Consider the following 17,011-nt stretch of genomic DNA (forward strand, 5'->3'; position numbering starts at 1 on the left):
GATTACGCTCACAACTTCTGTCCGTTCAGAGGAAGCGTATGCCTTGATATGAGTAGAATCTGTCACCATGACTTCACCCGTGACAAGCCCTGCTTTTATGCAGAACCTAACGATGTGATCAAATATTTCTTGAAACACGGTGCCATCTTGAAAACGCCGCCGACGGTTCTGACTAAATGTAGAGTGATCAGGAACAGAATCTTCTAAGTCTAATCCTAAAAACCAGCGGTACGCCAAGTTATATTGTACCTCTTCTTCCAAGCGGCGCTCCGAATCTATATTGTATAAGTAGCCAATCAAAAGCATCTTCAGAAGAACAACTGGATCAATAGATTTCCGTCCTACTGAAGAATAGAGATGTTCTACTTTTTCGTATATAAACGAGAAGTCTACTGCTTCCCCAATTTTGCGTAATAAATGTTGTTTCGGTACGAATTCTTCTAAGTTTATGTATACCAAACGATGTTGCTTATCTTCTTGTTTTCCCATCATAGTCGAACAAAACCTCCAAAATAAAAAGAGCCTATGTAGTCTATCGTACTACATAGGCTCTGAAAGTTCCCGAAGAAGTTGATTAACTCGAAGAGTTTGTCAACAGCCCCGTATATGTTGGCTTTTTGTCATATTGCGTCTTGTTTTGATATGTGTATATATCACTTGCGTTTATGAGGATAAGGTGAAATTTCCATCAGTGCTGGCAGCTCACTGCCTGTTAATGTGAGGGAAATAAAAATTTTGTGAAAAGGAGTTGCTGTTATAGATATGAATTATAGACTGTCTTACGGGACTTATCACTATGGCAACATGAAAGATGCACTTCTTTTTTTACCACAACATACTTAGACCAGTAAGTAATGTTGTCACAAGTATTGCAATTAACATAACATAAACCATAATTTTTTGAGTTTTTTTATTCATCATAGATCCTCCTTGCGAATCTTTCTATTCTATTGTATCTAGAAATAAAAAATGGGACAAGGGTTCAATCGAAACTTACTTTTGGAGATTGCTCAACTTTGCAAATAACTTCTTGTACCATCTCTTTCGAAAATTTTACGAAATTCTGCTATAATAGTCATTGTTACATACATAATGCAGGAGGCGCATTCTCATGATTAATCAAGAACGTTTAGTGAATGAATTTATGGAACTTGTGCAAGTAGACTCTGAAACAAAATACGAAGCTGAAATTTGCAAAGTATTAAAAGAAAAATTCTCTTCTTTAGGCGTTGAAGTATTTGAAGACGATACAATGAGTGAGACTGGTCACGGTGCTGGTAACTTAATTTGTACATTACCAGCAACAAAAGAAGGCGTAGATACAATTTACTTTACTTCTCATATGGATACAGTTGTTCCTGGTAAAGGAATTAAGCCGTCTATTCAAGATGGTTATATCGTATCAGACGGCACAACGATTTTAGGTGCTGATGATAAAGCTGGACTTGCATCAATGTTTGAAGCAATTCGCGTGTTAAAAGAAAAAAATATTGCGCACGGAAAAATCGAATTCATCATTACAGTTGGTGAAGAATCTGGTCTTGTAGGTGCAAAAGCATTAGACCGTGAACGTATTACAGCGAAATATGGTTATGCATTAGATAGCGATGGAAAGGTTGGAGAAATCGTTGTTGCAGCGCCAACACAAGCAAAAGTAAATGCAATTATTCGTGGTAAAACAGCTCATGCAGGTGTAGCACCAGAAAAAGGTGTATCTGCGATTACAATTGCCGCAAAATCTATTGCAAAAATGCCACTTGGCCGCATTGATTCTGAAACAACTGCAAATATTGGTCGTTTTGAAGGCGGTACACAAACAAATATCGTTTGTGACTATGTAGAAATTTTTGCTGAAGCACGTTCTTTAGTAGACGAAAAAATGCAAGAGCAAGTTCGCAAAATGAAAGAAGCATTTGAATCTACAGCTAAAGAAATGGGCGGACAAGCAGAAGTAGAAGTAAAAGTAATGTACCCAGGATTCAAATTTGCTGATGGCGATCATGTTGTAGAAGTTGCAAAACGTGCTGCTGAAAAAATCGGTCGTACACCATCTCTTCATCAAAGCGGTGGCGGCAGTGATGCAAACGTAATCGCTGGACATGGTATTCCAACAGTAAACTTAGCAATTGGTTATGAAGAAATTCATACAACAAACGAAAAAATACCTGTTGAAGAATTAGCAAAAACAGCAGAAATGGTTATTGCGATTATTGAAGAAGTAGCGAAGTAATGTGGAAAAAGAGGTTAGCATAAAAGCTAGCCTCTTTTTATTTTGATTTCAACGCCTTCACGAGGTGAATAAACCAGTACAGAAAAATCCATGGAAGAATGTACAAAGCTGAAAATGGCAATAGAGACGAAAGGAGCCCATGAGCATCGAAACCTATGATTGGAAGTAGTAAATAGATGATCAACAAGCAGAAAACAGATAGTAAGATTAGATAAAAGGATTTTAAACGTGTATACATGTTTTCTCCTTATAACTAGAAATATGTTATTTATTTTTTAAACTCTTCCTCTACTTTTTGATTGATATTCTTTACATATTTCCCAGTAAAAATGCCTAGCAAAGCAAAGAGTGTTAAAACAGAGAAAATCGTAAATAGAAACGAATTTTTGGCGAATAAGAAAAATGTACAACCTATTATATATAAGAAGACCAAAGGTTTGTACAAACTTATTTTATATAATTTATATTGGAAGAAACCGCAAATAGAGGATAGAGTAAAACCAAATATCATAAAAAGTAACAGATAAAGAGAAAGAAATACTTGAAACTCTCCCATACATGATCTCCTTTACTTTTTCTTATGAGCTTGCTTCTATATATGAGTGATTTCCTCCTCTTCAATATTGATTTTTTTATAATATTTTTGATAAAATAAGAACAAATGTTCCTGTGAGGTGAGAAAGATGCGTGAAATGTATCCGAAAAATGGTCGTGTCATTTTGCATGTTGATATGAATTGTTTTTATGCATCTGTTGAAATTGCGCGTGATGCGTCGTTGCACGGAAAACCATTAGCGATAGCTGGTAATGCGAAGGAACGGAAAGGAATTATTGTAACGTGCAGTTATGAAGCAAGGGCGAAGGGAATTTGTGCAACAATGCCTGTTTGGGAAGCAAAACGGTTATGTCCGGAACTCATTGTAAAGCATCCAAATTTTGAGTTGTACAGAGAGTCTTCTTTTGCATTGTTTCAAATTCTTGCACGGTTTACAGAAAAAATTCAACCCGTGTCAATTGATGAAGGGTATTTGGATATTACAGATTGCTATGGACTCGGTTCACCGTTAGAGATTGCTCAAATGATTCAACAAACATTACTCACAGAATTGCAACTTCCATGCAGTATTGGAATTGCTCCGAATTTATTTCTAGCAAAAACAGCCTCTGATATGAAAAAGCCACTAGGTATTACAGTGCTTCGTAAACGTGATGTACGAAAGTGGCTTTGGCCGCTTCCAGTTGAAAAAATGCATGGAATCGGAAAGAAAACAGCAGAAAAATTAAAAGATGTACATATACATACGATTGGGGATTTAGCTACTGGAAAAGCCCCTATTATTCGTTCTGTAATTGGAAATCATGGATTGGATTTACAAAAACGTGCAAACGGTATAGATAATAGAGATGTTGATCCAAGTCAAATGGGGCAATATAAAACGATCGGGAATTCTATAACGCTGCCAAAAGATGTAGATGAAGAGAAGGAGTTGTTAAGTACGTTAGAGCGCTTGTCTCAATCTGTTAGCCGAAGATTACAAAAACGTACTCTTGTTACATATAATATTCAAATTACGATTAAATACTATAATCGCCGAACGATTACGCGCAGTAAAATGCTAGAAAATGCAATTTGGGAATGGCAGGATATTCTTCAGGCGACAATACGGCTATGGAAAAAACATTGGAATGGTGACCCTGTTCGATTACTTGGAATTACTGCTTGTGAATTGGAATGGAAAACAGAAGCGATAAAGCAGCTTGATTTATTTTCATTTGAAGAAGATGCGAAGGCAGAACCGCTTTTGACAGTGATGGAGCAATTAAATAATAAATATGGGACGAAGGTTATTCAGCACGGTAGTCAATTGTTTCGGCAACAAGAGAAAACATTTCAGCAGAATTTAGAGAATAAATTCATATGAAAAATTCATATGTAAGTTTATTGACTACAACAAAATCACGCAGAAGGTATTTTCTACGTGATTTTTAGTGTATATGCGAGACAATGAATCTGTCTTAAAAAACGTGATAAATCGCTGTCAACACGTCTACTTGTGTTTGGTTATTATCATTTATCCCGCTATTCGCGGGCAGTTATTCCCCCACCTCAAGGTTGAGAGAGAAGCAAGGAAGATAGGCGGGAGGATAACTGCTGGCATGCGCCCGATTGGTGAGAGCTTTCCATCAGTGGGGGATGAAGAACCCCCCCACTGATGGAAGTTTCACTTTATGCAATTATTTCTTTTGTTTATTTGGAGTTATTTCATTACCAAATTCCACATTTGCCAAATTTAAATTGGTTGGCATAACTGTTCTTGTTGTACTTTGAACGCCTCGAAAGAAACGTTGAACCGGCCGCATCATATTGAAGTTTCGGCGTGCTGCTAAACCAAAAACTGTTCCTATACCTAGTAAAGAAATCCAAATCCAATTTCTATTATTCCGTCTAATTCTAAACAATTGCAAGACTCGCTGAGTTCCTCTTCTAAAAGTAAATAATGATATGAACCAAGTTAGAATATTCATGTTCGACTCCTTGTAGAAAAATTTAGGAATAGATATTTAGCTCCATTCTACATGATTTATATTGCGATATTTATGGAGATTTATGATGACAACTTATGTTAATGTATTTTCCAGAATATAAAAAGAAAAGCTTCGTATAATAACAAAAGCTAATGTAAAGACAATGAGGTGATTACATATATGCCAATGTTGGATGTGGACGGTAGCAGCCTATACTATACTGTAAAGGGAAAAGGGATTCCTATTGTTTTTATTCATCCTCCTGTACTCACTTCTGTAAATTTTGAGTACCAAGTCGAAGAATTATCTCAAAAGTTTCAAGTTATTACTTTTGATATTAGAGGTCACGGAAGAAGTCAGTATTCAAAACAATCGCTAACTTATCCATTGATTGTTGAAGATATTAGATGTTTATTGGATCATTTGAACATCAAGAGAGCATTCATATGCGGATATTCAATGGGAGGTTCTGTCGTATTGGAATTTTTGTTGAATTATGCCGAAAGGACCTTAGGGGGTATTGTAATCGGAGGGGTGCCAGAAGTAAAGGATAACCATCTAAAGAATAAAATTTCTTTAGGTATGACACTTGCAAAAGCACGAGCTATTCATGTTTTAGCATTGTCCATTGCATGCAGCAATTCGAATACACAGAAATTATTTGTAAAGATGTTTAAAGAAGCGCGAAAAGGAAATGCGAAAAATATCGAACAATATTATCGTTATAGTTTGCATTATAATTGTACAAGTCAACTTAGAAAGATTAAGCTTCCTGTTTTGTTAGTTTATGGTAAGAAAGATAAGCCATTCTACAGTTATGCGAAGCTACTGTATGAAAAATTGCCATGTAATAAATTAAATTTTATTGATAATGTAAAGCATCAGATTCCTACAAAAGCAGCGAATGATTTAAATGAAATGATTAAGAAATTTGCCACAATACATGACAATTGATAGCCATTTTGTATTTAATAAGTCGTTTTGCTTATTCATCCCAACATAAAAAGGTATCGGAAGCCGATACCTTTTTATGTTTTAATACGTAAACATATTATGACATAGAAGGACTTTCGTAAATCACAATGTCTGTATTAGTTGGCGTAGAAATGCGCTGTGCATAATATGTGATGGAAGACGAGATGTATTCTGGTACCGCTTGAACAGTATGCAATGCTATATATTCATGAATTAATTCTTTTAATGTAGACCATTTTAATTCTGCTGGTGTTTCAGAAATAAATGAGCTTACCCAGCGGTCAAAAGAAGAAGAAAAGTCAGTTTGTAAACGAAATACTTCTTTCATTGTTTTAGCCACCTTGTATAAATGATAGTATTATCTTACTACAAGACACGAACGAGTGTGAAGTTTTTATTGTCAATGTTCGTAATATATAGTTGTCTATATGAGTGGTTTATACGAAGTTTATTTGCCATTTTTGTTTATATTCCGTAAGATAACGATAGATATTATGAAATGCTTGGAGGATGCAACGTGGAATTTGTATTTTTAGGAACGGGAGCTGGTGTTCCTTCAAAGGGAAGAAACGTATCAGCGATAGCTTTGCAATTACTAGAAGAACGAGGTGCAACGTGGCTATTTGACTGCGGTGAGGCAACGCAGCATCAAATTTTACATACATCAGTGCGTCCGCGTCGCATTGAGAAAATATTTATTACACATTTACATGGGGATCATATTTTTGGATTGCCTGGTTTGTTAGGAAGCCGTTCTTTTCAAGGAGGAACAACCCCGTTAACTGTATATGGTCCAAAAGGGATTAAACAGTTTATTGAAGTAACATTGACAGTGAGTACAACACATGTGAAATACCCGATAGAGATTATAGAAATTACCGAAGAAGGTATTGTATATGAAGATAAGCAATTTCTTGTGGAAACGAAACGATTGTCACATGGCATTGAATGTTTTGGTTATCGCATTGTAGAAAAGGATATTCCAGGGCATCTTCTGGTAGATAAACTATTAGAGGAAGGAATTAAACCGGGACCAATTTTTAAGCAGTTAAAAGATGGGGAAACAGTAGAGACTGAGGATGGACGTATACTTTGCGGAAAGGATTTCGTTGGCCCACCTCAAAAAGGACGAATTATTACAATTTTAGGAGATACACGTTATTGTGAAGCGAGTATTGAATTAGCACAAGATGCTGATGTACTTGTACATGAAGCGACGTTCGGTGCGGAAGATTCACAGCAAGCTCATGATTATTACCATTCTACAACACAGCAAGCGGCGAATATTGCGCTGCAAGCAAATGTAAAACAAATGATTTTAACTCATATTAGTTCTCGTTATCAAGGTGAAGCATGTAACATGCTCGTTGAAGAAGCGAGACAAGTATTTCCAAACACGGAAATTGCAGCAGATTTGAAAAGTTTTCCTGTATCAAAATAATAAAAAACCATGACAGAGATAACGTATGTATCCGTCATGGTTTTTTATTGTATCGTTTTCGTAAAATAGAGAAGAACTACTTACGGTAAAATATTATTGAACTGAATGTGTGAAAGAAAAGTTCGTCTTTAGTTTGAAATATTAAAAAATTTAAATTCTGTAAAAAAAGAGATATAATGAAAACGTATTCATAGTATTTGTACGTAATAAATTTATGTTTTTTTTGTTTTTGTAAAAAAATAAAATAAATCAAGAAGTGACAAGATGATTCTTATATATTATGATAGCTGATGGTATGTATCAGTTTATTAAATTGATTCTATAAATTTATTAGTACAAATAGAAAAACAAAAAAGTGACAGATTAATAGATTATTAGTAAGTAACTTTTTCATAATGAAGATTTAGGGGGAACTATTATGAAATATCGCTCAGTTTTTGATATTATTGGTCCAGTGATGATTGGTCCATCTAGTTCACATACAGCAGGTGCAGCAAGAATGGGGCAAGTTTCTCGTCAGCTGTTCCGTCATGAACCTGAGAAAATTATCATTTCTTTATATGGTTCGTTTGCGAAAACGTATCGAGGTCATGGTACAGATGTAGCGCTTGTTGGGGGCATACTAGGATTTGAAACAGATGATCCTCGTATTCCGCAGGCACTTGAAATTGCAAAAGAACGTGGAATTGATGTTACATTTATTGAAGAAGAAGCACAAGCAGTACATCCAAATACAGCGAAAATTCGTTTGTATAAAGATGAGGATGAAATTGAAGTGGTTGCTTGTTCAATCGGCGGTGGAAAAATTGAAGTTGTGGAGCTAAATGGATTTGATTTGCAATTAACAGGTACAAGTCCGGCGCTTCTTATTGTAAATAATGATCGTTTTGGAGCAATTGCCTCAGTGGCATCTATTCTTGCAAAGCATGAAATCAATATTAGTATGATGAGTGTTTCACGTAAGGAAAAAGGAAGAAAAGCGTTAATGGTCATTGAAACGGATGAGTTGTTAGCAGATGAGATAATCAATGAAATTAAAGCGCAGTCAAATATTTGTCAAGTAACCATTATGGATTAATAGCAGGGGGGACACAACATGTTTCGGAACGCAGCGGAACTAGTTGCACAAGCAGAAGAGAAAAACGTAAAAATCGCAGAGATTATGATTCAATGTGAAATGGAAACAAGAAAACTTTCTCGTGAAGAAGTAATTGCTGGTATGGAAAAAAATTTAGTTGTAATGGAAAAAGCAGTTGAGCGTGGAATTCAAGGCGTAAAATCTCCGACTGGACTGACTGGTGGAGATGCAGTGAAAGTACAAGCGTACATGAAAAGTGGAAAAGGGTTGTCTGGGGATACAATTTTAGATGCGGTAAGTAAAGCTGTCGCAACGAATGAAGTAAACGCTGCTATGGGTATTATTTGCGCGACGCCAACCGCTGGTTCAGCTGGAACAGTACCAGGTGTGTTATTTGCGCTAAAAGAAAAGTTAAACCCAACACGCGAAGAAATGATTGAATTTCTATTTACAGCTGGTGCGTTTGGTATGGTTGTAGCGAACAATGCTTGCATTGCCGGGGCAGCTGGTGGGTGCCAAGCGGAAGTAGGTTCAGCAAGTGGTATGGCAGCGGCAGCAGCTGTTGAAATGGCTGGGGGTACACCAGAGCAAGCAGCAACAGCGATGAGTATCGCACTTAAGAATATGCTTGGTTTAGTATGTGATCCTGTTGCAGGGCTTGTAGAAGTACCGTGTGTAAAACGTAATGCAGCAGGTGCATCAAATGCGATGATTGCAGCTGATTTATCATTAGCTGGTGTAACGAGTGCTATTCCTTGTGATGAAGTAATTGAAGCGATGTACCGCATCGGACAATCGATGCCAAGTGCGCTTCGTGAAACAGCAGAAGGCGGTCTTGCGGCAACGCCAACGGGGCGTCGTATACAGGAAGAAATTTTTGGAAAGAAAAGTGAATAAGAGAAAAACCTTGCTTACTCAGCAAGGTTTTTTATTTTTCATTTACAAATTTCTCTAACGTTTCACCAAGCTCATGAGAACGTTTTGTTGCTTCTGTAATACATTGAACAAGTGCTTCTTGAAATTGAAAGCTTTTTAATACTTCAATACCGGCTTCTGTTGTTCCTCCTGGTGATGTAATTTCTTTTCGTAATATGGAAGGGTGCTTTGTATTTGTTTTTAACATTTCTGCGGCACCAATCATTGTTTGAAGAATAAGTGATTTTGCAACAGTTTCCTCTAAGCCGATTTGTTTTGCGGCATTTTCCATCGCTTCGACAACGTAATAAATATAAGCTGGTCCACTTCCTGACAAAGCGGTAACAGCGTGCATGTGCTTCTCTTCTACAACAGAAACAAGACCAATTGTTTCGAAAAGCGTTTTTGCAAGCATAATATGTTCTTCTTTTGCGTGAACAGAAGGAGAAATAGCAGTAGCGGATTTTAAAATCGCCGATGATGTATTTGGCATTGCCCGGATGATAGGAACATTTTTTTGTAATAAATTAGTAATGGATGTCGTAGATACACCTGCTAATAATGAAATGATTAATTGATTCTCTGTAATGTAATCCTGTAATGGAGTAAGAGCTTCCACAATATCTTTTGGTTTCATTGCTAAAAATATGATATCGGCATGAGCAAGCAGCTCTTTTTTATCATGTGTACCATGTACTCCGTAGCGATGATGTAACTCTTGTAGTCTTCTTTCATTAGAGCGGTTACTGACAGTAATTTGTTCCCCTTTTACAACGTGAGCTTGTAATAAGCCGGCAAGCGTAGCTTCGGCAATTGAACCTGCACCGACAAAAGCAATTTTTCGTAGTGACATGATGAGTCCTCCTTTTACTGTGTATATGAGAATAACTTATAAATTTACATACATTCGGTTTTGTATAGAAAATCCCTCCCTTTTGTCTGAAAATAATGACAAATTTTTATATAAGATGTAAACTGAAGGAAGATTCATTTTTTGAAACGGAAAGAAAGAGAGGCGAATATGTATGACAGTCATTCATCGAATGGAAATTCCTGTTCCATTTGCGGTTGAAACAGTCAATGTTTTTTTAGTAGAGGGAGAAACACCTACATTAATTGATACAGGAACAAATACAGAAGAATCGAGACTTGCACTGGAGAAGCAACTAGGTGCATTAGGATATAAAGTAGAGGATATTGAAACGGTTGTTCTTACACACCACCATGCAGATCATTGTGGATTATTGAATATATTTTCTGAACGAACAAATATTGTTGGACATCCGTGGAATGAACCGTGGATTACACAAGATCCGCAATTTCTAAAGCGTTATCAGCAGTTCTTTTTAGAAGCATCTGTACAGTTTGGAGTTCCAGAAGTCTTGTTACCACAAGGTGCATTGTTAACGAAAACAATGATTTACTCCTGTAAACGTTCGCTTACACATACTGTACGAGAAGGTGATAGTATTGCTTCTTTACCGGAATTTACGGTGATTGAAACACCGGGGCATGCATCTACTCATATTTCTTTATATCGGGAAAGAGATGGATTGTTAATTGGCGGGGATGCACTGATTGGACATATTTCCTCTAATCCCCTTTTAGAGCCGCCATATGAAGGAGAAACGGAACGGGCGAAACCGATGCTGCAGTACAATGAAACATTAAAGCGCTTAGCCAGTATGAATATTTCACGTATTTTATCAGGTCATGGAGAAGATGTTCTTGATGTAGCAGAGCTAGTAAATGAGCGATTACAAAAACAAGAGGCGCGAGCTTTTAAAGTATTAAATTTATTAAAAGAACAACCGATGACAGCATTTGAGGTGTGTGTCAAACTATTTCCAACGCTATATGAAAAGCAGTTGCCGCTTACAATCTCTGAAACAGTTGGACAATTAGACTTTTTAGCATATAATCAACAAGTGATGATTGACAAGTCATCCGAACAATGGATTTACTATGCAAAGTAGGTGACAGCCATGAGCCGACGTTTACAAGATAAAGTAATCGTCATCACAGGAGCTTCAAGTGGAATTGGAGAAGAGCTAGCGATGCAAGTAGCGGAGCAAGGTGCAATCCCTGTACTAGTTGCTCGTACAGAAGAAAAACTGCGGGCGCTCAAACAAAAAATTGAAACAGCATATCGTACGTCTTGTCATTACTATGCTTTGGATGTTAGTAATGAAGCAGAAGTGGAGCGTATTTTTACACAAATACTTCAAGATCTAGGATATATTGATATATTAGTCAATAATGCTGGTTTTGGTGTTTTTAAAACATTCGTTGATGCATCGGTGCAAGAGGTAAAGGATATGTTCGATGTAAATGTATTTGGTTTAGTAGCATGTACGAAGGCAGTTTTGCCCTATATGATGAGACAGAATAGCGGACATATTGTGAATATCGCTTCATTAGCGGGGAAAATTGCAACGCCGAAATCAAGTGCATATGCAGCAACGAAGCATGCAGTATTAGGGTTTACAAATAGTTTGCGCATGGAGCTTGCAAATACAAACATTACTGTAACAGCTATTAATCCAGGTCCAATTGACACAAACTTTCATACGATAGCAGATCAATCTGGTACATACATAAAAAGTGTAGAACGTTACATATTAAAACCAAACTATGTAGCACGTCAAATTGTCAAAGCAATCGAAATGAAAAAGCGTGAAGTAAATTTACCGAAATGGATGAATTTAGGACCGATTATTTTTTCATTGTTTCCAGGGTTATTCGAGCGTGTAGCTGGAAAATCATTAAGTAAAAAATAGGAGATTCTCAAAAAGAGAATCTCCTATTTTTTGTTGATTAAATCTTCTATGGCTGATACTAATTCAGTATTTTCTTTGTAATAATGTCCGTTAATTTCAGAAGTCGTGAAACTACCTACTTCTTCGTCTTTGTTATACATCTTTACGGAATATAAATATCCGACTTTTTTTTCTTGTTTTTCTTCTAGTGCGAATGTAATAGACTGCATGTGATTGATCCATTCATCGATATGTGTTTGATTAGTAATGATCGTATTTTCTCCATTACCTTTCGTTACTTCTATTTTTGTTACATGAATATGAGGATAAATGTCTGTAAAGTTCATGGTGCTATCTTGGCAAGTTGTTAAAAAGAAAGTAAGTAATCCGAGAAGAATAAAAATTTTTTTCATTTTTTATAATCTCCTTTTCATACTCCTTTAACATGTTATAAGTTTTTCAATCTTTACGATAACGTAATGTATTCATATACGACATCCTCTACTGCTTCGTATAAGTCAACCTCTGTATTATTAGAAAGTATGTTTTGAATACGTTCTATAAGCATTTTATAGTCTTCTTGTGAAGTTGGCGTACATTGATATTGTTGAAAACTTTTTGTAATCATTTTTTGGATTAGTTTTTCATTCATGATTTTTCTCACCTACATGTATATATATTGTTTTTATTGTACTTGAATTAGAAAAGAAAGTCTCTATATTGTTGATTTGCATAAAAATTCATGTGTTTTAAAAGTTTTATTAGTAAAACGACTTTTTATATCAATTTTTATTATTTAAAAATTTATAAATATTTAATTGACTTCATAAATATACAGTATTATAATCATACTTAAATCTAAAAGGTAATGAGGAGGAATTATGAAAGCGGCAATTATTGGGGCAACTGGATACGGAGGACTTGAGCTTTTACGGTTATTAACACACCATCCAAGCTTTACGGTAACATCGGTACATTCTTTTTCGCAAATTGGAGATGCCATGACAGCGTCTTATCCCCATTTATCTACTTTTGTTTCTCATACATTAGCAGAAGTAGATGTTGAAGGGATTGCAAAAGAAGCAGATCTTGTATTTTTAGCAACACCGGCTGGGGTGTCAGCAAATTTGACTCCAAGTTTACTAGAGGCGGGTATGAAAGTTATTGATTTATCAGGAGATTTTCGAATCAAAAAGCCATTTACATATGAAGAATGGTATAAAAAACCAGCTGCGAAAGAAGAAGTGTTACAACAAGCTGTTTATGGATTACCAGAGTGGAAAAAAGGTGAGATTGCAACAGCAGATTTAATTGCGAATCCAGGATGTTATGCAACAGCAACATTACTGGCAGCAGCTCCGTTAGTCAAAAACGGAATAATTGAAGTGGATTCACTTATTATTGATGCAAAATCAGGAGTTTCTGGAGCTGGAAAGACACCAACAAGTATGACGCATTTTCCAGAAATTCACGATAATTTATACATTTATAAAGTAAATGAACATCAGCATGTTCCAGAAATTGAGCAAATGTTACAAGAATGGGATGAGGGCGTGAAACCAATTACATTTAGTACACACCTTATTCCGATTACAAGGGGAATTATGGTAACGCTCTATGCAAAGGTAAAGAAAGAGATAACAGATGTTACACTTCAGCAAATTTATGAAGAGAGTTATTGTCACTCACCGTTTGTAAGAATACGAGAAAAGGGAGTTTTTCCAAGCCCGAAAGAAGTAAGAGGATCTAACTTTTGTGATATTGGAACAGCTTACGATAAACGGACGGGACGAATTACGATTGTAGCAGTCATTGATAATGTAATGAAGGGTGCAGCTGGGCAGGCAGTACAAAATGCAAATATATTGGCAGGAGTGAAAGAAACGGAGAATTTACACTTTATGCCGCTATATCCGTAAGGGGGAAGAATCATGATTGAAACATTATTATGCACGAAGATAGAAAACGGTTCGATTGTAACACCAAAAGGATTTGCAGCAATTGGAATTCATGCGGGGTTAAGAAAAGAGAGAAAAGATATGGGAGCAATTGTGTGTGAAGTTCCAGCTAGCTGTGCGGCTGTTTATACACAAAATCAATTTCAAGCAGCTCCTCTTATTGTTACAAAAGAAAGTGTTGCTGCAAAGAAAAAATTACAAGCTATTGTTGTCAATAGTGCAAATGCAAATTCTTGTACAGGCGAACAAGGACTACAAGATGCATATGAAATGCGTGCATTAGCAGCTAAGCAGTTTCATTTAGAGGAGCATTATGTTGCAGTAGCGTCTACAGGAGTCATTGGGGAGCCCCTACCAATGGAAAAAGTGCGAAATGGTATTTCTTTTTTACAACCATCAAAAGAAGTAGAGATTGCAGCATCATTTTCTGAAGCCATTTTGACAACAGATTTAGTTGCGAAACAATCGTGTTATAAGCTTTCTATTGAAGGAAAAGAAGTTGCAATTGCAGGGGCTGCAAAAGGTTCAGGGATGATTCACCCGAATATGGCAACGATGCTTGGATTTATTACAACTGATGTGAATATAGAAAGCGAAGCGTTGCAAAGAGCGTTATCACAAATTACGAATCATACATTTAATCAAATTACGGTTGATGGAGATACGTCTACAAATGATATGGTACTTGTTATGGCAAGTGGCCTATCAAACACAACCGCAATATGTGAAGAACATCCAGAATGGGAGAAGTTTTTGGTGGCACTTGAAATGGTGTGTGAAGATCTAGCAAAGCAAATTGCGAAAGATGGAGAAGGGGCGACAAAGTTAATTGAAGTAAATGTGCATGGCACACGCACTGTAGAAGAAGCAAATATGATTGCGAAGAAAATTGTCGGCTCCAATCTTGTAAAAGCAGCTGTATACGGTGAAGATGCAAACTGGGGACGTATTATTAGCGCAATTGGACAAAGCGGCATTGTAATTGAAACGAGTACGGTGGATATTAATGTTCAGTCGATTGCAGTATTAAAAGGTAGTGAACCGCAACATTTTTCAGAAGAAGAGATGAAACAACTGTTACAGCAATCAGAGATTGTTATAGATGTACATGTACATCTTGGCAAAGCCAGTGGAAGAGCATGGGGATGCGATTTAAGTTATGAATATGTGAAAATTAATGCTTGTTATCGCACATAAGGAGAGAAGAAATGAGAGAGCGTATTGTAATAAAGTGTGGCGGTAGTATGTTAGCCCGTTTAGGCGAAACATTTTTTCAATGTATGAAACAAATGGCACAAATATATGACGTGATTGTTGTTCATGGCGGTGGACCTGAAATTGATACGATGCTTAATAAATTAAGTATCCCAATTGAAAAGAAAGATGGACTACGTGTGACAACGGCAGAGGTAATGGAAGTTGTGCAAATGGTATTATGCGGTAGTACAAACAAGACATTGGTTTCAAAGCTAAATGAACAAGAACTTGGAGCGGTTGGATTATCTGGTTGTGATGGGAATTTATTACAAGTCACTCCGTTAGCAGAGAAGTTTGGTTTTGTCGGTGAAGTGCAATATGTTCAAACGATATTACTAGAACATTTGTTAGCAAATCAGTTTATTCCTGTTGTCGCACCTGTTGGAGTAATGGATGGGCAAGTATATAACGTCAATGCAGATACAGCGGCCGCAGCCATTGCGATAGCGATGAATGCGAGTAAGTTAATTTTTATTACAGATGTAGATGGGGTTATATGTAAGGAGCAGCTTCTTGCGAAAGCTGATGAAAAGCAGCTTCTAGATCTTATAGCTAATGGAACGATTACTGGCGGAATGATACCGAAAGTGAAAGCAGCACTGAAGTCACTGGAATTAGGGGTAATGGATGTTGAAATTGTGAACGGTACACAACGTTTTCTAACAAATAAAGGAGAGTGGAGTGGTACAACAGTAACAAAAGGGGGGATATATAATGGGACAGCATGTTTTTCCGACATACAGTAGACGAAACATTGAAATTGTGAAAGGAAGCGGAACAAAGGTTATAGACAAGCAAGGAAAGCAATATTTAGATTTTACTTCTGGAATTGCAGTATGTAATTTAGGGCATTGTCATCCCGCTGTCGTAAATGCTGTAGAAGAGCAATTAAAGACAATATGGCATATTTCAAATTTATTTCCTCATACAGTACAAGAAGAAGTAGCTGCGTTATTAACGAAAAATCGAGAATTAGACTATGCATTTTTTTGTAATAGCGGTGCTGAAGCGAATGAAGCGGCGCTGAAATTAGCGCGTAAGTATACAGGGAAATCAGTTGTAATTACATGTAAACAATCGTTTCATGGACGAACATTTGGAACAATGAGTGCAACAGGCCAATCTAAAATTTACGATGGGTTTGGGCCGCTGCTCCCAAGCTTTTTGCATCTTCCTTTCAATGATATTGCTGCCTTTCAAGAAGCAATGAGTGAAGAAGTAGCAGCTGTTATGGTTGAAGTTGTGCAAGGGGAAGGTGGCGTTCTTCCAGCAGATATAACATTTTTACGTGAAATCGAGAAGTTGTGTCATGCACATGGTGCACTTTTCATCGTAGATGAAGTGCAAACAGGAATCGGAAGAACAGGGACATTATTTGCATACGAACAAATGGGGATTTCTCCTGATATTGTTACAGTTGCAAAAGCACTTGGAAATGGTATTCCAGTAGGAGCGATGCTAGGTAAGAAAGAGTTGGGATCTACTTTTTCTCCAGGAACACATGGCTCGACGTTTGGCGGAAATTTTATCGCCATGACAGCTGCAAAAGAGGTATTACAAATTATTTCACAGTCTTCTTTTTTACAAGAAGTACAAGAAAAAGGAGCGTATTTTTTACGGAAATTACAAGAAGAATTACAGGATATCGATTGGGTTATTGATATTCGTGGGAAAGGGCTTATGATTGGGATTGTTTGCAAGGAGGATGTTAGTGCTATGGTAGCGGCGCTAGAGAAAGAAGGACTTCTTGTTTTGCAAGCCGGGCCGAATGTGCTGCGTATATTACCGCCACTTATCGTAACGAAAGAAGAAATCAATGAAGCCGTGCATATGATGAATCGTGTATGCAAACAAGCAGTGATTAAATAGAGG

Annotated in this window: 19 protein-coding genes; 12 read left to right on the forward strand and 7 right to left on the reverse strand. The window is 36.7% G+C overall.

The window, feature by feature from the left end:
• Window positions 1–492: transposase (locus tag ACFQZ1_RS18500; RefSeq protein ID WP_377883664.1), on the reverse strand; the 492-nt coding region annotated here is incomplete at its 3' end.
• 333 nt (window positions 493–825) lie between these two features.
• Entirely contained in the window at window positions 826–921 is a 96-nt protein-coding gene (prli42, locus tag ACFQZ1_RS18505) for a stressosome-associated protein Prli42 (protein WP_377883665.1), read from the reverse strand.
• Window positions 922–1,111: 190 nt separating this feature from the next.
• Here prli42 and ACFQZ1_RS18510 point away from each other — a divergent pair, with 190 nt between their 5' ends.
• Together ACFQZ1_RS18510 and ACFQZ1_RS18515 are read left to right on the forward strand one after the other, a co-directional pair.
• The gene (locus ACFQZ1_RS18510) at window positions 1,112–2,230 is read left to right on the forward strand and encodes a tripeptidase T (protein ID WP_377883666.1); all 1,119 of its coding nucleotides are present in this window, start codon (window positions 1,112–1,114) and stop codon (window positions 2,228–2,230) included.
• 683 nt (window positions 2,231–2,913) lie between these two features.
• Window positions 2,914–4,152 carry a DNA polymerase IV gene (locus tag ACFQZ1_RS18515; RefSeq protein ID WP_377883667.1) on the forward strand — a complete coding sequence of 413 codons (1,239 nt, stop codon included), beginning with the start codon at window positions 2,914–2,916 and terminating at the stop codon, window positions 4,150–4,152.
• Between the two features lie 313 nt (window positions 4,153–4,465).
• On the opposite strand, the gene ACFQZ1_RS18520 is transcribed toward ACFQZ1_RS18515, so the two are convergent.
• Window positions 4,466–4,756: a hypothetical protein gene (locus ACFQZ1_RS18520; RefSeq protein WP_377883668.1), complete on the reverse strand. Its 291-nt coding sequence runs from the start codon at window positions 4,754–4,756 to the stop codon at window positions 4,466–4,468.
• A gap of 180 nt (window positions 4,757–4,936) precedes the next feature.
• Between ACFQZ1_RS18520 and ACFQZ1_RS18525 the strand changes: the two genes are divergently transcribed.
• A complete protein-coding gene (locus ACFQZ1_RS18525; RefSeq protein ID WP_377883669.1) occupies window positions 4,937–5,710 on the forward strand; it encodes an alpha/beta fold hydrolase in 774 nt (257 codons plus the stop codon).
• Between the two features lie 97 nt (window positions 5,711–5,807).
• On the opposite strand, the gene ACFQZ1_RS18530 is transcribed toward ACFQZ1_RS18525, so the two are convergent.
• Window positions 5,808–6,059 (reverse strand): DUF3932 family protein, encoded by a 252-nt coding sequence (locus ACFQZ1_RS18530; RefSeq protein ID WP_377883670.1) that lies wholly within the window; start codon window positions 6,057–6,059, stop codon window positions 5,808–5,810.
• Window positions 6,060–6,248: 189 nt separating this feature from the next.
• On the opposite strand from ACFQZ1_RS18530, the gene rnz reads away from it, so the two are divergent.
• The 3 genes from rnz to sdaAA all read left to right on the forward strand — a co-directional run bounded on the left by rnz (window position 6,249) and on the right by sdaAA (window position 9,147).
• A complete protein-coding gene (gene rnz, locus ACFQZ1_RS18535) occupies window positions 6,249–7,172 on the forward strand; it encodes a ribonuclease Z (protein WP_377883671.1) in 924 nt (307 codons plus the stop codon).
• Between the two features lie 418 nt (window positions 7,173–7,590).
• Window positions 7,591–8,250, forward strand: coding sequence for an L-serine ammonia-lyase, iron-sulfur-dependent subunit beta (gene sdaAB / locus ACFQZ1_RS18540; protein WP_377883672.1), 660 nt, complete (start codon window positions 7,591–7,593; stop codon window positions 8,248–8,250).
• An 18-nt stretch (window positions 8,251–8,268) separates the two neighbouring features.
• The gene (gene sdaAA, locus ACFQZ1_RS18545) at window positions 8,269–9,147 is read left to right on the forward strand and encodes an L-serine ammonia-lyase, iron-sulfur-dependent, subunit alpha (protein ID WP_377883673.1); all 879 of its coding nucleotides are present in this window, start codon (window positions 8,269–8,271) and stop codon (window positions 9,145–9,147) included.
• 31 nt (window positions 9,148–9,178) lie between these two features.
• Here the strand turns inward: sdaAA and proI are convergent, their stop codons facing one another.
• The gene (gene proI, locus ACFQZ1_RS18550) at window positions 9,179–10,018 is read right to left on the reverse strand and encodes a pyrroline-5-carboxylate reductase ProI (protein WP_377883674.1); all 840 of its coding nucleotides are present in this window, start codon (window positions 10,016–10,018) and stop codon (window positions 9,179–9,181) included.
• Between the two features lie 172 nt (window positions 10,019–10,190).
• On the opposite strand from proI, the gene ACFQZ1_RS18555 reads away from it, so the two are divergent.
• On the forward strand, window positions 10,191–11,141 hold the full coding sequence (locus ACFQZ1_RS18555) for an MBL fold metallo-hydrolase (protein WP_377883675.1): 951 nt from the start codon (window positions 10,191–10,193) through the stop codon (window positions 11,139–11,141).
• Window positions 11,142–11,150: 9 nt separating this feature from the next.
• Window positions 11,151–11,945, forward strand: coding sequence for an SDR family oxidoreductase (locus ACFQZ1_RS18560; protein ID WP_377883676.1), 795 nt, complete (start codon window positions 11,151–11,153; stop codon window positions 11,943–11,945).
• Between the two features lie 23 nt (window positions 11,946–11,968).
• On the opposite strand, the gene ACFQZ1_RS18565 is transcribed toward ACFQZ1_RS18560, so the two are convergent.
• Both ACFQZ1_RS18565 and ACFQZ1_RS18570 read right to left on the reverse strand, forming a co-directional pair.
• Window positions 11,969–12,337: a hypothetical protein gene (locus ACFQZ1_RS18565; protein ID WP_377883677.1), complete on the reverse strand. Its 369-nt coding sequence runs from the start codon at window positions 12,335–12,337 to the stop codon at window positions 11,969–11,971.
• 53 nt (window positions 12,338–12,390) lie between these two features.
• Entirely contained in the window at window positions 12,391–12,576 is a 186-nt protein-coding gene (locus ACFQZ1_RS18570; protein WP_377883678.1) for a YqzH family protein, read from the reverse strand.
• Window positions 12,577–12,805: 229 nt separating this feature from the next.
• Here ACFQZ1_RS18570 and argC point away from each other — a divergent pair, with 229 nt between their 5' ends.
• Genes argC through ACFQZ1_RS18590 form a run of 4 tightly spaced genes read left to right on the forward strand, consistent with a single transcriptional unit; the run spans window position 12,806 to window position 17,008 of the window.
• Window positions 12,806–13,843 (forward strand): N-acetyl-gamma-glutamyl-phosphate reductase, encoded by a 1,038-nt coding sequence (gene argC, locus ACFQZ1_RS18575; protein ID WP_377883679.1) that lies wholly within the window; start codon window positions 12,806–12,808, stop codon window positions 13,841–13,843.
• Between the two features lie 12 nt (window positions 13,844–13,855).
• Complete coding sequence (gene argJ, locus ACFQZ1_RS18580; protein ID WP_377883680.1) at window positions 13,856–15,079, forward strand: bifunctional glutamate N-acetyltransferase/amino-acid acetyltransferase ArgJ; 1,224 nt, start codon at window positions 13,856–13,858, stop codon at window positions 15,077–15,079.
• Window positions 15,080–15,090: 11 nt separating this feature from the next.
• Window positions 15,091–15,885 (forward strand): acetylglutamate kinase, encoded by a 795-nt coding sequence (argB, locus tag ACFQZ1_RS18585; protein WP_377883681.1) that lies wholly within the window; start codon window positions 15,091–15,093, stop codon window positions 15,883–15,885.
• A complete protein-coding gene (locus ACFQZ1_RS18590; protein ID WP_377883682.1) occupies window positions 15,854–17,008 on the forward strand; it encodes an acetylornithine transaminase in 1,155 nt (384 codons plus the stop codon). The genes argB and ACFQZ1_RS18590 overlap by 32 nt, the downstream gene beginning before the upstream one ends.
• The last annotated feature ends 3 nt before the right edge of the window (window positions 17,009–17,011 follow it).

The organism is Bacillus sp. CGMCC 1.60114 (assembly GCF_042676365.1).
Lineage (GTDB): Bacteria > Bacillota > Bacilli > Bacillales > Bacillaceae_G > Bacillus_A > Bacillus_A rhizoplanae_A.

Bases quoted from the DNA above. Each gene is read 5' to 3' on its own strand.
- prli42 (WP_377883665.1), bottom strand. From the start codon at position 921: ATGATGAATAAAAAAACTCAAAAAATTATGGTTTATGTTATGTTAATT.
- ACFQZ1_RS18510 (WP_377883666.1), top strand. From the start codon at position 1,112: ATGATTAATCAAGAACGTTTAGTGAATGAATTTATGGAACTTGTGCAA.
- ACFQZ1_RS18515 (WP_377883667.1), top strand. From the start codon at position 2,914: ATGCGTGAAATGTATCCGAAAAATGGTCGTGTCATTTTGCATGTTGAT.
- ACFQZ1_RS18520 (WP_377883668.1), bottom strand. From the start codon at position 4,756: ATGAATATTCTAACTTGGTTCATATCATTATTTACTTTTAGAAGAGGA.
- ACFQZ1_RS18525 (WP_377883669.1), top strand. From the start codon at position 4,937: ATGCCAATGTTGGATGTGGACGGTAGCAGCCTATACTATACTGTAAAG.
- ACFQZ1_RS18530 (WP_377883670.1), bottom strand. From the start codon at position 6,059: ATGAAAGAAGTATTTCGTTTACAAACTGACTTTTCTTCTTCTTTTGAC.
- sdaAB (WP_377883672.1), top strand. From the start codon at position 7,591: ATGAAATATCGCTCAGTTTTTGATATTATTGGTCCAGTGATGATTGGT.
- sdaAA (WP_377883673.1), top strand. From the start codon at position 8,269: ATGTTTCGGAACGCAGCGGAACTAGTTGCACAAGCAGAAGAGAAAAAC.
- proI (WP_377883674.1), bottom strand. From the start codon at position 10,018: ATGTCACTACGAAAAATTGCTTTTGTCGGTGCAGGTTCAATTGCCGAA.
- ACFQZ1_RS18555 (WP_377883675.1), top strand. From the start codon at position 10,191: ATGACAGTCATTCATCGAATGGAAATTCCTGTTCCATTTGCGGTTGAA.
- ACFQZ1_RS18560 (WP_377883676.1), top strand. From the start codon at position 11,151: ATGAGCCGACGTTTACAAGATAAAGTAATCGTCATCACAGGAGCTTCA.
- ACFQZ1_RS18565 (WP_377883677.1), bottom strand. From the start codon at position 12,337: ATGAAAAAAATTTTTATTCTTCTCGGATTACTTACTTTCTTTTTAACA.
- ACFQZ1_RS18570 (WP_377883678.1), bottom strand. From the start codon at position 12,576: ATGAATGAAAAACTAATCCAAAAAATGATTACAAAAAGTTTTCAACAA.
- argC (WP_377883679.1), top strand. From the start codon at position 12,806: ATGAAAGCGGCAATTATTGGGGCAACTGGATACGGAGGACTTGAGCTT.
- argJ (WP_377883680.1), top strand. From the start codon at position 13,856: ATGATTGAAACATTATTATGCACGAAGATAGAAAACGGTTCGATTGTA.
- argB (WP_377883681.1), top strand. From the start codon at position 15,091: ATGAGAGAGCGTATTGTAATAAAGTGTGGCGGTAGTATGTTAGCCCGT.
- ACFQZ1_RS18590 (WP_377883682.1), top strand. From the start codon at position 15,854: ATGGGACAGCATGTTTTTCCGACATACAGTAGACGAAACATTGAAATT.